Below are 14,952 nucleotides of genomic sequence, written 5' to 3'. Positions count from 1 at the left end.
GGACGTTCGTCCGCGGGCTTTCGCCCTAAAACAATAGAAAGCCCGCGGACGAACGTCCGCGGGGAGTATCAGCTCCGAAACCAACCACCTTGCCAAATCGCGTTCTATAAATCCCTGATTCGCCCAATCGCTGAAATCTGTGGGCGGTTTTTCACCGTCGCACTAGTGACCGGTATAATCTCCGGTATCACTTTGGTCGATAAGGTAGAGAGACTGTTCGGGTCGTTTCGCCCCGTTCCGTTCTACCCGCCGGAAAATGTAGGCTTTGACTGCATCCGGAAGGGACCACACCGTAATGATTTAGCCGCGGCGGGGCCGACAACGCTTGTTAAGGCGTCGCCGTAAGGGTACGATAACTCGGAATTTGCCGTGAGTTCCGACTTTACCGCCTCACCCGAGAGCCGCCGTGAGCACCAACCCGCCGACCGGGCAACAGCCGGACAAGAACCGGTTCAGCCAGTTGATTGACGAAGCGTTTACCAAGGCCTCCAAGCTCGCCGGCTCGACGTTAGCCCCGAGCGAGTTCTACGAACAATTTCTCAACACTGCGATCACCGCCATCGGCGCACCCGCCGGGGCCGTCTGGCTGCGGACGCCGCAAGGCTTCCTCCAGGTCGCGTGCCAGTTGAACCTCGACAAGGTCGGCCTCGACGCCAAGCGCGGCGGGAGGCAGTGCCACAACGAGATTCTCCGGCAGGTGTTCCAGGCCCAACCGCCCCGGCCGGTGTCGATCGAACCGCAGGGCCAGGTCAGCGGTCTCGCGGAACCGGGACAAGTCCCGGCTCGGAATCTCACGGACTACTTCACGCTCTTCGCCCCGATTGTCCAGGAGGACAAGACGGCGATGGGGTTGCTGGAAATCTTCCAGGACTCGACGCACGACCCGCGGATGTACCCGACGTTCCTGAACTTCTCGGTTCAGATGGCCGGGTACGCTAGCCAGTACCACAAGTTCAGCAACACCCGCCAGGCGGCGGGCCTGGACCGGGTGTATACCCAGGTCGAGGCGTTCGCCCGGCTCATCCACGGCACGCTGAACCCGACCGAGTGCGCCTACCACGTCGCGAACGAGGGCCGCCGGCTCGTCGAGTGCGACCGCCTGTGCGTCGGCATCCGGCACGGGAAGAAGACGACCGTCGAGTCCGTCTCCGGGGCGGACGTGGTCGAGAAGGCGGCCACGCACGTCCGGCGGATGCGGCAACTGTTCGACGCCGTCCTCGTCTGGGGCGACAAGCTCGTCTTCAAGGGCGAGAAGGACGAGAGCCTTCCCCCCGCCGTCATTCACGCGCTCGACGACTACCTCGCCGAGAGCCAGCCGAAGCTGCTCGTCGTCCAGCCGATCCGCGACGAGCGGGAGAAGGACGAGAAGAAGCCGGCCCGGTCCGTGCTGCTGCTGGAGAGCTTTAACCCGCCCGAAAACATCGACCCGATGATCCAGAAGCTGGACATCGTGGCGAAGCACGCGGCCCCCGCCCTGTTCAACGCGGCGGAGATGAAGTCGATCCCGCTGAAGACGATCTGGTGGCCGGTCAAGAAGGTCCAGGACGGCCTCGGCGGGAAGGCCCGGCTCATCACGTTCTCCATCATCGCCGCACTGATCGCGCTGACGGTGGCGATGGTGTTCGTGCCGTACCAGTTAAAGATGGACGCGAAGGGCGAACTCCAGCCGACGCAACTCCACTACGTCTACTCGGCGGAAGCCGGGAAACTGCGGAACCTGCTGTTCAAGCCGGGGAACCGGATCAACCCCGGCGCGACCGTCGCCGAGTTGTACAGCGACGAAATCGGCGAGAAGTACCGGAAGATCCGCGACGAGGTCGTCATCAACCGGACGAAGGCCGACTCGATGCGGTCGCAGGACACGAAGAATTTCTCGCCGTCCGACCTCGCGACGCACAACCAACGGCTGGCCGAGTTCGAGGCGAACGCCCAGAACAACGAGCGGCTCCGCGACGAGATGATCCGGCTGTACAACCTGGACACGAAGCGGCCCGGCGTGATGTTCGTCCCGGCCCCGACGCTCGACCCGAGCAAGGTGTCGCCGGACGCCCGGCTGACCGTCCTCAACTCGGACAACACGAACGAGCTGATGAACCGCGTCCTCCGGCCGAACGAGCCGATCCAGAAGCTCGGGTACTACGAGGGCGAGTGGCACGTCCACCTGAAGGTTCCGCAGCGGAACCTCGGGCACGTCCTGAAGGCGTTCACCGACGCGGCCCACTACAAGACCGACGACAAGGGGAAGAAGTACCTGGACGTGGACCTGCTCGTGACGAGCGAGTCGGACACGAAGTACTTCGGCCGGCTGTACGAGGAGGATTTGGCGCGTGAGGTCATTCCGAACCGGGACGACCACAACGAGTCCGAGCCGGTGTCCGTCGGGTACGTCAAGATCGACATCTCGCAAATCCCGGAGGGCCGCCGCGTGCCGCGGACGCTGTTCGCGTCCGGCCAGGAAGTCCACATCCGCATCCTGTGCGGCCAGCACTCGCTGGGCTACTCCCTGTTCCACGGCGTCTGGGAGTGGTTCTACGAGAAGGTCGTCTTCTTCTTCTAACCGGCGTCGCCCGCACCCGCGGGCGAATGCCTTCGCGCTGTCCCGGCCGTCGTCCCGCCCCGCGCGGTGTCCCTGCGGCGGCCACCACACAACACCCGCCCGGCTTCCGGGCAAACATTCTTTATCGAGGTCGAGTCATGAATCGTCGCTGGGTTCTCAAGACGGTCGCGGGCCTGAGCTGCCTCGCGGTGACGGCGTGTGACAGCACCCGCTCCACCGACACCACGCCGGCCCCCAAGGCCGTGACGAACGTGGCCCCGGTCGAGATCGGGAGCGTCCTGTACAAGAAGGAGGCGGTCGAGGAGCTGACCGCTTCGACCGCGCCGAGCGGCGAGGTGATCGTCCCGGACGCGGTCGTCCGGCTCGACAAGAAGCAGCTGATCTCCGCCCTGGTGGACGGCAACATCGAGGTCATCGGCATCCCGCTGCCGCCCATGGCGACGTTCAGCAAGGACGACCGGAACCTGATGTTCGAGAGCGCCGACGCGGACCAGAAGTTCCCGTACAAGCGACTCCGCGAAGGGGACCGGATCGCTAGCAAATCGATCGTGTGCGTACTCGACGACCTCGAAGCCCGCGTGGCCGTCGAGGCGAACGGCCTCGTCAGCCGGGCGTGCGTGGCGGCCATCAAGGAGGCCCAGTTCGCCGCGAGCAAGATCGAGGAACAGGCGACGACGATGAAAAAGCTGGAAGGCGCGGCCTCGAAGTTGGAACTCATCCAACTCGAAGCCACGCTCGCCCGCTACCGCGAAAACGTTGCCCAGTCCGAGAAGGAAAAGGTTAAGGCCGAGGGGGACCAGAAGCGGGCCGAGGCGATGCGGTTGCGTCACCGCTCGAAGTCCCAGGACGGCGGCATCATCACGAAGCTCATGCGGGAACCCGGCGAGTACGTGAAGGCCGGCGACCCGATCATGGAAGTCCTCTCGACCGACGACGTGCGGGTCGAGGGCATCCTGGAGGCGCACTATGCGGACGTGATCCGGCCGGGGATGAAGGTCGTCGTCGAGCCGTCCGTCCCGGTCGGCCCGGACATGCGGTTCGGCCGCGTGGACCACGGCCGCGAGGTCACCGGCGTCGTCGTCACGGCGCACAAGGACCGGCCGATGATCGTGTCGGCCAGCCTGGACAACACGGTCGTCATCTGGGACGCGTTCCCGCCGGCCGGCAAGCCGCGGGCGGCGTACCGCCTCCAGCACGCGCCGGAAGTGCAAGGCGTCCGGTCGCTGGCCGTGACCGGGGACAAGGTCGCGAAGCCGGTCCTGGCGACCGGCGGCGAGGACGGCAAGGTCCGCCTCTGGGATCTGTCGAACCCGGAAAAGCTCAGCGACAAGCCGATGCGGGAACTCGAGGACGCGCACGGGACCGGCGTGGCCGCGCTGTCGTTCAGCCCGGACGGGCGCTATCTCGCGTCGGCCGCGGGCCGCGAAGTGTTCGTGTGGAGCGTCGCCGACGGCAAGACGCTCTACTCCCTCGGCGGCGAGTTGAAGGACGCCGTCACGTCCGTGCGGTTCACCCCGCAGTCCACGCTCGTGACCGTTTCGCGGGACCGGGCCATCCGCGTCTGGAAGCTCGGCGACAAGGGGGCCGCCGTCGAGCGGACCATCGACCACCGCAAGGGGACGGTCGATTCCCTCGGCATCTCGTCGAAGGGCGGCCGCGTCCTGTTCGACAAGGAGGACGGCAAGATCGACGTGGTCAGCCTGTCGAACGGGCTGCCGATCGGTAGCGTGCAGAACATCGGCCCGGCGGCGCGGTTCGCGACGCTCGCCATGTTCTCGCCGGACGATTCGCTCATCATGACGGCCGGCGGCGACGGCGACATGAAGGGCGAGCTGCAACTGTGGACCGCCCCGGCCGCGAACGGCCGCGGGTCGGAGCGGAAGCGGCTCGTCGTGCCGGGCCGGGCGAACCCGACGTGCGCCGCGTTCGGCCCGGAGGCCGGCAACTGGTTCGCCGTCGTCGGCACGCAGGCCGGCAGCGTCCACGTCTGGACGGCCCCGATCCTGACCCAACACGGCAAGGAGCGGACCGGCCAGGTGACGGCCGTGATCCCGAACGACGCCCGGACCGTCCGCGTCACCGTCGTCGTGGACCGCGGGGCGGACGCCGGCACGGTGCTGCAAGACAAGTCGAGCGCCACGATCATCGTGAAGCCGGGCGAGGTCGCCGCCCCGGTCGCGGCGACCGGTTCGACGGCCGTGGTGCCGATGGAGCCGAAGGGGCCGATGAACGTCGTCGTCCCGGCCGGCGGCCCGGCGGCTGGGGCCGTCGTCCCCGCCGGCGGGGTCGTCATCCCGAAGTTGCCGGGGGACAAGTAACCGTTAGGGCGTATCGCGTTCCGGGGCCGGCCGACCGGCCCCGGTTTCGACCTTCGACCCCGCGCGGTTTACCACGCCATGGATACAGGTCTTCTCAACAACCCGGTCGAGCGGCGAAAGGCCGTCCGCCTGCGGACCCGCCCGGACCTCCAGATCACGGAGCAGCGGTACGAGGGCAAGGTCTACCACGTCGTCAAGGACCCGGTCTGCCTGCGGTACTACCGGTTCAACCGGCAGGAGTTCTTCGTCTTCAACCTCTTCAACGGCAACCACACGATGGAGGAGGTGAAGGGGAAGTTCGAGGACGAGTTCAAGCCGCACCGGTTGGAGTACAACGACCTCGAAGGGTTCGCCCGGCAGCTCATCACCGCCGGCCTCGTGCAGAGCGAGACGGTCGGGACCGGCAAGCACCTGTTCGAGCGGCGGGCCAAGCAGCGGCGGATGAAGCGGCTGGCCGCGCTGTCGAGCATCCTCTACTGGAAGATTCCGGTCTTCGACCCGGACCGCATCCTGACGTGGATGTACGGCTGGCTCTGGTGGATGTTCACCGTGCCGTTCTTCGTGGCGTCGTGCGGCCTCATGCTCGCCGCCGTGTTCCACGTCGCGCTGCACTTCCAGACGTTCTACGACAAGCTGCCCGCGTACCACGAGTTCTTCTCGTTCAACTCGGTCCTCTACCTGTGGCTGTCCCTCGGCGTGGTGAAGGTCATCCACGAGTTCGGCCACGGGCTGAGTTGCAAGGCGTTCGGCGGCGAGTGCCACGAGATGGGAATATTGCTCATGTGCCTGTCCCCGGCGCTCTATTGCAACGTGACGGACGCCTGGACGATCAGCGACAAGTGGAAGCGGATCATCATCAGCTTCGCCGGGATATACGTCGAACTCATCATCGCGGCGATCAGCACGTTCGTCTGGTGGTACACGCCGCACATGCCGGTCGTGAACAACATCGCGCTGTGCCTGATGACGCTCTGCTCGGTCAGCACGTTCTTCTTCAACGCGAACCCGCTGATGCGGTTCGACGGCTACTACATCATGGCCGACTGGCTGGAAATCCCGAACCTGCGGGACCGGTCGAACCGGTACATCACGAACACGTTCCTGGACAAGGGCCTCGGCATCGAGGTCCCGCCGGAGCCGTACATGGCCCCGTCCCGGAAGGTGTTGTTCATTAGTTACGCGGTCCTGAGCTGGGTGTACCGGTGGGTCGTGACGTTCAGCATCATCTGGATGCTGTCCGACTTCTTGGGGCCGAAGCTCAAAGTCTTGTCGCACATGATCGCCATCATGTCGCTGGTCAGCATGTTCGTCTGGCCGGCCTACCGGATGGTGAAGAACGTTCGTCAACGGGGGCGGTTGCCAGACATGAAAGCGAAGCGGGTCTACATCACACTGACGCTGTTCGTGGCGCTGGTGGCGGGGTTCTTCCTGCTGCCGCTGCCGATCAGCCGCGTCCGCGACACCGGCCTCGTGTCCGTCCACCCGGACCACGGGGTGTCCGTCGGCCTCACCGAGCCGGCGCGCCTGCACAAGAAGGAAGTCGTCGAGGGCCAGGCCGTCGTCGAGGGCCAGGTGCTGGCCCGGTTTATCAGCCAGCCGCTGACGGAGGAGATGACGCGGGTGGAGGCCGAGATGCGGGAGGGCTTGCAGATCGCCGACAACCTCCGCCGCCAGCGGGAGAGCGAGAAGAACCTGCCGCCGGCGTCGGTAACGCAACTCCTGGCGCAGGAGGTCGAGTACCGCCAGCGGGCGGTGGCCGCGACGCAGAAGCTCGACGAACTTAAGCGGCGGGCCGACGACCTATACCAGGTCCGCGCCCCGCGGAACGGCGTCGTCATGGGCCTGCCGAGCGGCACGGACCTCGGCAAGCAGTACGACCGCAACTTCCAGGACCAGAAGCCGGTTTGCACGGTCGGCGACCCGACGAAGCTGATCGTGAAAATCCCGGTGTCCGCGAACGACTACCGGCTGCTGAAGGAAGACCAGGGGCTACTAAAGGACGACGAAGCAAAGAAGGGTCTGGAAGTCTCGTTCTACGTCATCGGCCGGACAGATCGCATCTTTAAGGGCCGCCTCCTCCGGCTGCCGGACTCGGACGCGAAGCAGGTCCCGGTTGCGCTGACGCAACGCGGCGGCGGCCCGCTGGCCGTGAAGCAGGCCGGCGAGGGCGGGCAGGAGACGGTCCCGCTCGCGCAGACGTACCTCGTCGAGGCGGAGTTGACCGACCCCGACGGCACGGTCCGACCGGGCGCGCTCGTCCAGGCGAAGATTCACTGCCGGTGGCGGACCGGGGCGTGGTGGGTGGCCCGGTTCATTTCGTCGGCGCTGGACATCGGGTTGTATTGAGATTCCGCGTCGTAAGATGATCGGCATTACGGGAGGACGTAATGCCGATCCGCGCCATACTTTTCGACTTCGACGGCACGCTCGCCGACAGCTTCGCGGCGATCACGCTCAGTACAAACCACGTCCGCCACAAGTACGGCCTGCCGCCGATGACCGAGGACGCGATCCGCGGGTACGTCGGCTACGGCCTCGCGAACCTGATGGAGCAACTCGTCCCGACGGCCGACCCGGCCGAGGCGGTCGCCGCGTACCGGGATCACCACCCCGGCGTCATGGCCGCAGGCACGACCCTCTTTCCCGGCGTCGTCGAGACGCTGCGGTTCCTCCGCGAACGCGGCGTAAAGACGGCGGTGTGCAGCAACAAGCACGTCCAGTTCACGAAGATGCTCGTCCGCGAGAAGCAGGTCGCCGCGCTGTTCGACGAGGTGCTCGGCCCGGAAGACGTGGGCGTGCCGAAGCCGGACCCGGCGATGCTGCACGAGGCCATGCGGCGGCTCGGCGCGACGGCCGCCGACACCATCTATGTCGGCGACATGGTGATCGACGTGGAAGTCGCACGGGCGGCAGGCGTGCCGGGGTGGATCGTCCCCGGCGGGGCGTCGCCGGTCGCCGTACTCGAAGCCGCGAAGCCCGACCGCATCTTGACGGACTTCGCCGAAATCCAGAAGCTCATCTAACCCCAGCACCAGGAGCGACCATGCACCGGCAAAACATCAGCAGCGGCGGCAAGTGGGAACCGATCGTCGGCTACTCGCGGGCCGTCCGCGTCGGGGCGTTCGTGTACGTCTCCGGCTGCACGGCCTCGACGGCCGACGGCCTCGTCGGCAAGGGCGACCCCTACGCCCAGGCCGTGCAGACGCTGAAGACCGTGGTTTCGGCGCTCGAGAAGGCCGGGGCGAAGCCGGAAGACGTGGTTCGGACGCGCATCTACCTGACGCGGATGGCCGACTGGGAGGCCGTGGGCAAGGCCCACGGCGAGGTGTTCGGTGCGGTCCGCCCGGCGACGGCGATGGTCGAGGTGAGCAAGCTGATCGACCTGGACATGCTCGTGGAGATTGAAGCCGACGCGGTGATCCCGAACGGATGAAACCTTGACTTCCGAAGTCCGGCTTCGACTTCGGAAGTCGAGCGGATCGAGGGAGTCTACCGTTGCCGCAAACGCCGCCGCGCGGGATCGACTTCCGAAGTCGAAGCCGGACTTCGGAAGTCAGGTCACTTCAATATTTTCAGAATTCGGTTGTTGTAGCTGTCGGTGATGAACAGCACGCCGGTCTTCGGCTGTACGGTGACGCCGTGCGGCTGACTCAGTTCCACCTTCAACGGGTCGCCGCCGACACCGCCCGACCCCTTCTTCCCCGTCCCCGCGACCAGTTCCAGCTTTTCCGTCTTCGGCACGTATCGCACGACCCGATGGTTCTCCGTGTCCGCGATCAGCACGGAGTCGTCCGCGTCCACGCAGAGGTGCTTCGGCCCGTTCATCGCCGCCTTCAGCGCCGGCCCGCCGATGCCGTCCGCCCCGGCCTTGCCGGTCCCGGCCACGGTGCGGATCGTTCCGTCCTCCTCCACCACCCGCAGGGCGTGCCCGCCGCGTTCGAGTACGTACAGCCGCCCCTTTCCGTCCACGGCCGCGGCCCGCGGGTCCACGAGCGGCTGCTCGGTCGCCTTCTTGCCGTCCTTCGGCACGCCCTTCGACCCGTTCCCGGCCACGGTCGTGACGATCCGCTTTTTCAACTCGATCTTGCGGACCCGCCGGTTGTCGAGGTCCGTCACGTACAGGTTCGCCTTCGGCTTGTCGAAGGAAACGCAGAACACGCCGCCGAACTTCGCGTCGTCGGCCGGCCCGCCGTCGCCGGCGAACCCCTTCTCCCCGGTCCCCGCGAACTTGCTCACCTCCCCCTTTTTCGGGTCGAACGTGCGAATCCGATTGTTCCACGTGTCGGCCAAGTAGATCAGCCCGTCGCCGTCGATGGCGAGGCTGTGCATCCCGTTGAACGTCGCCGTCAGCCCCTTCTTCCCGTCGCCGGTGTCCCCCTTCGCGCCCGTCCCGGAGACCGTGACGACCGTGCCGTTGACGACCTTCCGCAGCCGCTCGCCCTTCGCCATCTCGACGAAGTAGAGTGTGCCGTCCTGGCCGAACTCGACGCCGAACGGCGTGACCAGTTTCTCGTCCGCGCCGTGGGCGAGGACGACCGTGTCGGCGGCCGGGAGCGGGTTCGCGAAGAAGAGAACGACTACGGCGGGAAGGAATCGCGACATGGCGGCATCCGGGGGAAGTTTCGGGTGAAGGTAGGCCGGCGTCCGTGGCGTGTCAATCGCCGAGTTCGTATCTCGTCAACGCCCCCGGAGGACGGACCCTTATGCACCTGGTCGAAGTCGTCTTACTCTTGCTCGCCCTCTGCGTGGCCCTCGGCATCCTCGCGCGGTGGTTGCGGGTTCCGTACCCGATCCTGCTCGTTGTCGTCGGCCTCTTGCTCAGCTTCCAGCCGTGGCTGCCGCCGATCCCGCCGCTCGACCCGAACATTGCACTAACGTTCTTCCTGCCGCCCCTGCTCTACGCGGCCGCGTTCCACACCCACTGGCGGGCGTTCCGCACGCACCTCCGGGCCATCTCGCTCCTGGCCGTAGGGCTGGTGCTGTTCACGTCCGCGGTCGTCGCCGTGGTGGCACACGAGTTGATTGGCCTGCCGTACAGCGTCGGGTTCGTCCTCGGCGCGATCGTGTCGCCCCCGGACGCCGTGGCCGCGCTCGCGATCACGCAGCAGGTGAAAATCTCGAAGGTGGTGACGACGATCCTGGAAGGCGAGAGCCTGGTGAACGACGCTTCCGCACTGGTGGCGTACCGGATGGGCGTGGCGGCCGTGGTCGGCGGGGCGTTCTCCTGGGTCGAGGCCGGGACGACGTTCGCCGTCGTCAGCGTCGGCGGCATCGCGGTCGGCATGCTCGGCGCGATTCTCATCGTGGCCCTGCACCGCTGGCTCAACCGCCGGCGGCTCGCGGACGCGAAGCTGACCATCGTCATCACGCTGTTGACGCCGTTCTCGCTCTTCTTCATCGCGGAACGGCTTCACGTCTCCGGCGTGCTCGCGGTCGTCACGGCCGGGCTGTGGGTCGGCCAGCGGTGCGAAAAAATCTTCCAGCACGACCTCTACGTCGAGGCGAAGGCCGTCTGGGAGATGCTCGAGTTCGTCTTGAACAGCCTCATCTTCATCCTCATCGGCCTGCAACTGCCGGTGATTCTCGACGAACTAGGCGACCAGTACAGCCCGCAACAGTTGTTCGGGTTCGCCGCCGCCGTTTCCGCCGCGACGATCCTCGCCCGGATCGTGTGGGTCTTCCCCGGCGCGTACGTGCCGCGGTGGATCGACCGCACGTTCTTCGGCAAGCCCGCCGAGTACCCGTCGTGGCAGAACGTCTCGGTAGTAGCGTGGACGGGGATGCGGGGCGTCGTGTCCCTCGCGGCCGCGATGGCCCTGCCGCGGGTCACGACCGACGGCTCGCCGTTCCCCGGCCGCGACCTGATCCAGTTCATCACGTTCTGGGTCATCTTCGCCACGCTCGTCGGCCAGGGGCTGACGCTCCCGCTGTTGATCCGGGGCTTGGGGGTCGGCCGCGGGATCGGCGAGAAAGACGAATCCCCGGCGGAAAAGGCCGAATGTTAAGGGTTCGTTCCATATGATCGACCGCAACCGACCCTTACCCGCGCGACGACACCGATGGACATCCCCGCGAAGAAATTGCTCCGCCTCCTCTCCGAGGACGTGCCGCCGGACGTTCGGGCCGCGGCCGCGCTCGTGGTCGGCGAACTCGGCGTCCGCGAGGGGGACGTGTCTGCCGCGGTGCTAGGGTTGCTCTCCGATGCTTCCGCGGACGTGCGGGCGAACGCGATCAAGTCGGCCGGCCAGTTGAAGATCGACAAGGCGCTGCCGACGCTTCTCGACCGCATCGGCCACGGCGGGCCGGAGGCATCGCTCGCCGCGGAAGCGGCCGTCGGCCTCGGCGCGAAGGGCGTGAAGGGGCTGCAGGACCTGATGCACAAGGTCGTCCCCGGCGTGCGGAAGTACATCGCCGCGGCCCTCACGTCGCACGTCTCCCACGGCGGCGACGCGGCCGGCATCGCCGTGCTGCTGGACCACGACCCGCAGGTCGCGGCCTCCGCGTCGGCGGCGATCATCGGCAAGATTCCGACGCTCGCCCCGGCCCGCAAGAAAGAACTGGCCGAGGAACTGACCGCCCTCGCGAAGAGCAAGAAGAAGCCGATCCCGACGACTTCCGAAGTCCCGGTCGTGCGGCTCTTGGTCGCGCTGAACGAGCCGTCGGCCGCGGACGTGATGTGGGACCGCATCCTCCTGCCGCACCCGCCGGAGGTGCGGACGATGGCCCTGCAAGCCGTCGGCGGGTGGACGCCGTCGCCGAACAAGGAGCAATTGAAGCGGCTGTTCCACTGCGCCGGCGAGCCGGACTTCCGCATCGCGGCCCCGGCCCTGGCGATCCTGAACAAGCTGCCGGTGACGGACAAGACGCTCGACGACTGGGTGATCCTGCTGCACGCCCCGGACATCGCGGCCCGACGGCTGGCGATGGACAAAATCGGCGACCGCGACACGGCCGAGGTCGCCGAGGGGCTGCTCGCCCAGTTCCACCACTCCGACCGCGGCGTCCGCGACGCAGCCCGCGGCAAGCTCCAGAAGCTCAAGAGCGGCCGGAAGGCGCTCGTGAAAGCGCTCGTCGAATGCCAGGGCCACGACGACACGTGGCAGCTCGCCCGCACGATCGCCGGGTTCGCGAAGGAACTCGCCCCGGCGGCGCGGGGCGAAATCTTCGAGACGGCGTGCGGATACCTCGAAAAGAGCGACCACCGGACCGACCCGTTCCTCTTCGTCCTCCGCGAGATCGACCCGGCAGAACTGCAGGAGAAGCTCGTCGAGCGGGCGGTCACCCTCCGCAAGAAGAAGAAGTACGCCGAGGCGATGACGTACCTACGAGCCGTGGCCCGCGACCCGTCGGTCGGGTTCGCCGTCCGGCTGGAGATCGCGACGACCGGCGTGAAGGTGTCGGCGAAGGACCTCGACCCGCACTCCCGCGAGTCGGACCACGCCCTGCGGAACTTCGACACGCTGTTCCAGCAGGACGCCGAGGAGCTGATGAAGGAGTTGGAGAAGGCGAAGTTCCTGGACCCGGAGGACCTGTTCTACGTGGGGTTCCACTTCGCGGAGCAGATCGGCCGCCCGCGGCAGTTCGGCATCGACCTGCTGAAGCTCGTGGTGAAGCGTGCCCCGAAGGGCGAGGTCGGCAAGTCGGCGAAGAACAAGCTCAAGAGCGTGGGGGCGTGAATCAGACCCGCGACTTCCATTCGTTCGGGTCGCGCGAGGTGTGGAACAACGAGACGATGACGATTTCCGTCGGATCGACTTGGTAGAGGACCACTTAGGGGAACCGTCGGACAACGGCCTTCCGCACGTCTTGGTGGACCTTCGCGTGTAGCAGCGGATTCGTCGAGATGCGGGCGACCACGTCGCCGACTTTACGCATGAAGTCAGCCCCGAGGCCGGCTCGCTGTTGCTCGTACCAGTCGATCGCGGAGTCGTACTCCGCCTGCGCTTCCGGGCGAAACTGAACCGGAAGGCTCATTTCTTTCGCAACCGTGCGAGGGCATCGCGTTGAACCTGCTCCCAGGGGATCGCGGTGCCCGGGTCGGCGCGGTGGGCGGCTAGCCGGCGGTCGAGTTCTTCGCAAAGCGCCGGCGGGAGAGGAGCCACTTCGACCTCCGCGGCCATGCTGTCCCAGATGTCGCCGACGAGTTGAAGCCGCTCGTCGGCCGTGAAGCGTGAAATCTGCAGTTCTTCAAACAGACCCGGCATCGGTCGTCCTCGTCGAGTACGGTGTGAGTTTATCACGCGGCCGGACGGTGCGGAACACGATTCCCGTTTCCGTACAATCCCCGAACCCACGGGGGCGGTTCCGCCCTCTGTTCGTGACACCTCGCGCCGCCCCTGCCACGGGCGTCGCCCTCGGAGACGCACCGCGATGCCGACGAAAATCGACATGGCCAAGTTCGCCAAGTTCTGCAAGGACACCGGGTTCATCTTCCAGTCCAGCGAGATCTACGGCGGCATCAACGGGTTCTGGGACTACGGCCCGCTCGGCGTCGAGCTGAAGAAGAACATCAAGGACGCGTGGTGGCAGGACATGGTCCGCAACCCGCCGCCGGGGCCGGACGGCCAGGAGATCCGCATGGTCGGGCTGGACTGCTCGATCATCATGAACCCGCAGGTGTGGGTCGCGAGCGGGCACGTCGCGGCGTTCGCCGACCCGACGCGGAAGTGTTCTAGCTGTGGGAAGTTCACCCGCGCCGATCACCTCTGGGCGATTCTCGCCGAATGCGAGTGGATGAACTCTTTGATACAGGTTTTCACGCCGATCACCGGCGCGATCGACACACCGCGGTTGATGAAGTGGGCCGACGCGAAGGGGAAGAAGCTGGCCCCGAACCTTGCCCTCGTCCGCAACCCACAGGTGACGCTCACCTGGCTCGCGGAACGGGTGAACTCCCAGCCGGGCAACCCGCCGAGTTTACAAGAGTTGACGCGATACCTTGCCACCGAACAATTCGCCCAGACAGGGTTACAAGACCCCTGCCCCGCGTGCGGCGCACCGCTCGGCGAAGCCAAACAAGTCTCGCTGATGTTCGAGTCCCACGCGGGCCTAGAAAAGACGGCCGAATCCAAAGTGTACCTCCGACCGGAAACGGCACAGGGTATCTTCGCCAACTACCGCAACGTGCTGAACAGCACCCGGCTCAAGTTGCCGTTCGGGATCGCGCAGATCGGGAAGGCGTTCCGCAACGAGGTGACGCCGCGGAACTACACCTTCCGCTCGCGCGAGTTCGAGCAGATGGAAATCGAGTTCTTTTGCCATCCAAAAGACGGCTTCAAGTGGTACGAGTATTGGCGTGATGTCCGGAAAAAATGGTACAGCACGCTCGGGATTAAGAGTGACAACCTTATCCCTCGCGAACAGTCCGCCGACGAACGAGCGTTCTACTCGGTCGGTACGACCGACATCGAATACATGTTCCCGTTCAGCGATGAACCCCAGGAACTCGAAGGCGTGGCCCACCGCGCGGACTACGACCTCACGCAGCACGCCAAGCATAGCGGGAAGGCCGACGACCTCGCGTACTTCGACGAGGAGCTGTGGAATAATGACTCGCAGGCGATGGCGACGCGGTCGTTCAAAGAGTGGCTGAAGTCGAACCCGACGGCCGAGCAGGTCGCGAAGTACAAGTTCGTGCCGCACGTCATCGAGCCGAGCGCGGGGGCCGACCGGTTCACGCTCGCCGTGCTGACGGAGGCGTACTCCGAGGACAAGGTCCCGGACGCGAAGGGGAACCTTGAGGAGCGAATCGTCATGCGATTCCACCCGCGGCTCGCGCCGGTCAAGTGCGCTGTTTTCCCGCTCGTGAACAAGGACGGGATGCCGGAGAAGGCGCTAAAGCTGTACCGCGAGCTGAAGGCGCACTTCAACGTCGTCTTCGACGACAAGGGGGCCGTAGGCCGCCGCTACCGGCGGCAGGACGAGATCGGGACGCCGTTCTGCGTCACCATCGACGGCGATACGATGACGAACGACACCGTGACGATCCGCGACCGGGACTCGATGCAGCAGCGGCGGATTCCGATGGCGGAGGTCCGGCAAACGATTCAGAATGTGCTGTCGGGCGGCTGACCGGCT

The 14,952-nt window shown here is 66.1% G+C and carries 11 protein-coding genes; 8 read left to right on the top strand and 3 right to left on the bottom strand.

Translation table 11 applies throughout. The annotated features are described in order from the left end of the window. Positions 1 to 406: 406 nt before the first annotated feature. The 5 genes from AC5JJ2_RS27340 to AC5JJ2_RS27320 all read left to right on the top strand — a co-directional run bounded on the left by AC5JJ2_RS27340 (position 407) and on the right by AC5JJ2_RS27320 (position 8,308). Complete coding sequence (locus tag AC5JJ2_RS27340) at positions 407 to 2,557, top strand: hypothetical protein (RefSeq protein WP_495861231.1); 2,151 nt, start codon at positions 407 to 409, stop codon at positions 2,555 to 2,557. Between the two features lie 137 nt (positions 2,558 to 2,694). Continuing rightward, on the top strand, positions 2,695 to 4,875 hold the full coding sequence (locus AC5JJ2_RS27335; RefSeq protein WP_495861230.1) for a hypothetical protein: 2,181 nt from the start codon (positions 2,695 to 2,697) through the stop codon (positions 4,873 to 4,875). Between the two features lie 78 nt (positions 4,876 to 4,953). Next, complete coding sequence (locus AC5JJ2_RS27330; protein WP_495861229.1) at positions 4,954 to 7,221, top strand: site-2 protease family protein; 2,268 nt, start codon at positions 4,954 to 4,956, stop codon at positions 7,219 to 7,221. A gap of 41 nt (positions 7,222 to 7,262) precedes the next feature. Then, on the top strand, positions 7,263 to 7,898 hold the full coding sequence (locus tag AC5JJ2_RS27325; protein WP_495861228.1) for an HAD family hydrolase: 636 nt from the start codon (positions 7,263 to 7,265) through the stop codon (positions 7,896 to 7,898). Between the two features lie 20 nt (positions 7,899 to 7,918). After that, a complete protein-coding gene (locus AC5JJ2_RS27320) occupies positions 7,919 to 8,308 on the top strand; it encodes a RidA family protein (RefSeq protein WP_495861227.1) in 390 nt (129 codons plus the stop codon). A 125-nt stretch (positions 8,309 to 8,433) separates the two neighbouring features. On the opposite strand, the gene AC5JJ2_RS27315 is transcribed toward AC5JJ2_RS27320, so the two are convergent. Further along, positions 8,434 to 9,477 carry an NHL domain-containing protein gene (locus AC5JJ2_RS27315; RefSeq protein WP_495861226.1) on the bottom strand — a complete coding sequence of 348 codons (1,044 nt, stop codon included), beginning with the start codon at positions 9,475 to 9,477 and terminating at the stop codon, positions 8,434 to 8,436. A gap of 101 nt (positions 9,478 to 9,578) precedes the next feature. Between AC5JJ2_RS27315 and AC5JJ2_RS27310 the strand changes: the two genes are divergently transcribed. Further along, on the top strand, positions 9,579 to 10,880 hold the full coding sequence (locus AC5JJ2_RS27310) for a Na+/H+ antiporter (RefSeq protein ID WP_495861225.1): 1,302 nt from the start codon (positions 9,579 to 9,581) through the stop codon (positions 10,878 to 10,880). A 54-nt stretch (positions 10,881 to 10,934) separates the two neighbouring features. Then, positions 10,935 to 12,551 (top strand): HEAT repeat domain-containing protein, encoded by a 1,617-nt coding sequence (locus AC5JJ2_RS27305; protein ID WP_495861224.1) that lies wholly within the window; start codon positions 10,935 to 10,937, stop codon positions 12,549 to 12,551. A gap of 94 nt (positions 12,552 to 12,645) precedes the next feature. On the opposite strand, the gene AC5JJ2_RS27300 is transcribed toward AC5JJ2_RS27305, so the two are convergent. Next, positions 12,646 to 12,849: a hypothetical protein gene (locus AC5JJ2_RS27300; RefSeq protein WP_495861223.1), complete on the bottom strand. Its 204-nt coding sequence runs from the start codon at positions 12,847 to 12,849 to the stop codon at positions 12,646 to 12,648. Next, positions 12,846 to 13,079: an addiction module protein gene (locus AC5JJ2_RS27295; RefSeq protein WP_495861222.1), complete on the bottom strand. Its 234-nt coding sequence runs from the start codon at positions 13,077 to 13,079 to the stop codon at positions 12,846 to 12,848. The genes AC5JJ2_RS27300 and AC5JJ2_RS27295 overlap by 4 nt, the downstream gene beginning before the upstream one ends. Positions 13,080 to 13,245: 166 nt before the next feature. Here AC5JJ2_RS27295 and AC5JJ2_RS27290 point away from each other — a divergent pair, with 166 nt between their 5' ends. Continuing rightward, a complete protein-coding gene (locus AC5JJ2_RS27290; protein ID WP_495861221.1) occupies positions 13,246 to 14,946 on the top strand; it encodes a glycine--tRNA ligase in 1,701 nt (566 codons plus the stop codon). The last annotated feature ends 6 nt before the right edge of the window (positions 14,947 to 14,952 follow it).

The organism is Limnoglobus sp., from assembly GCF_059499385.1.
This window is presented reverse-complemented; position numbering and strand designations above follow the sequence as displayed.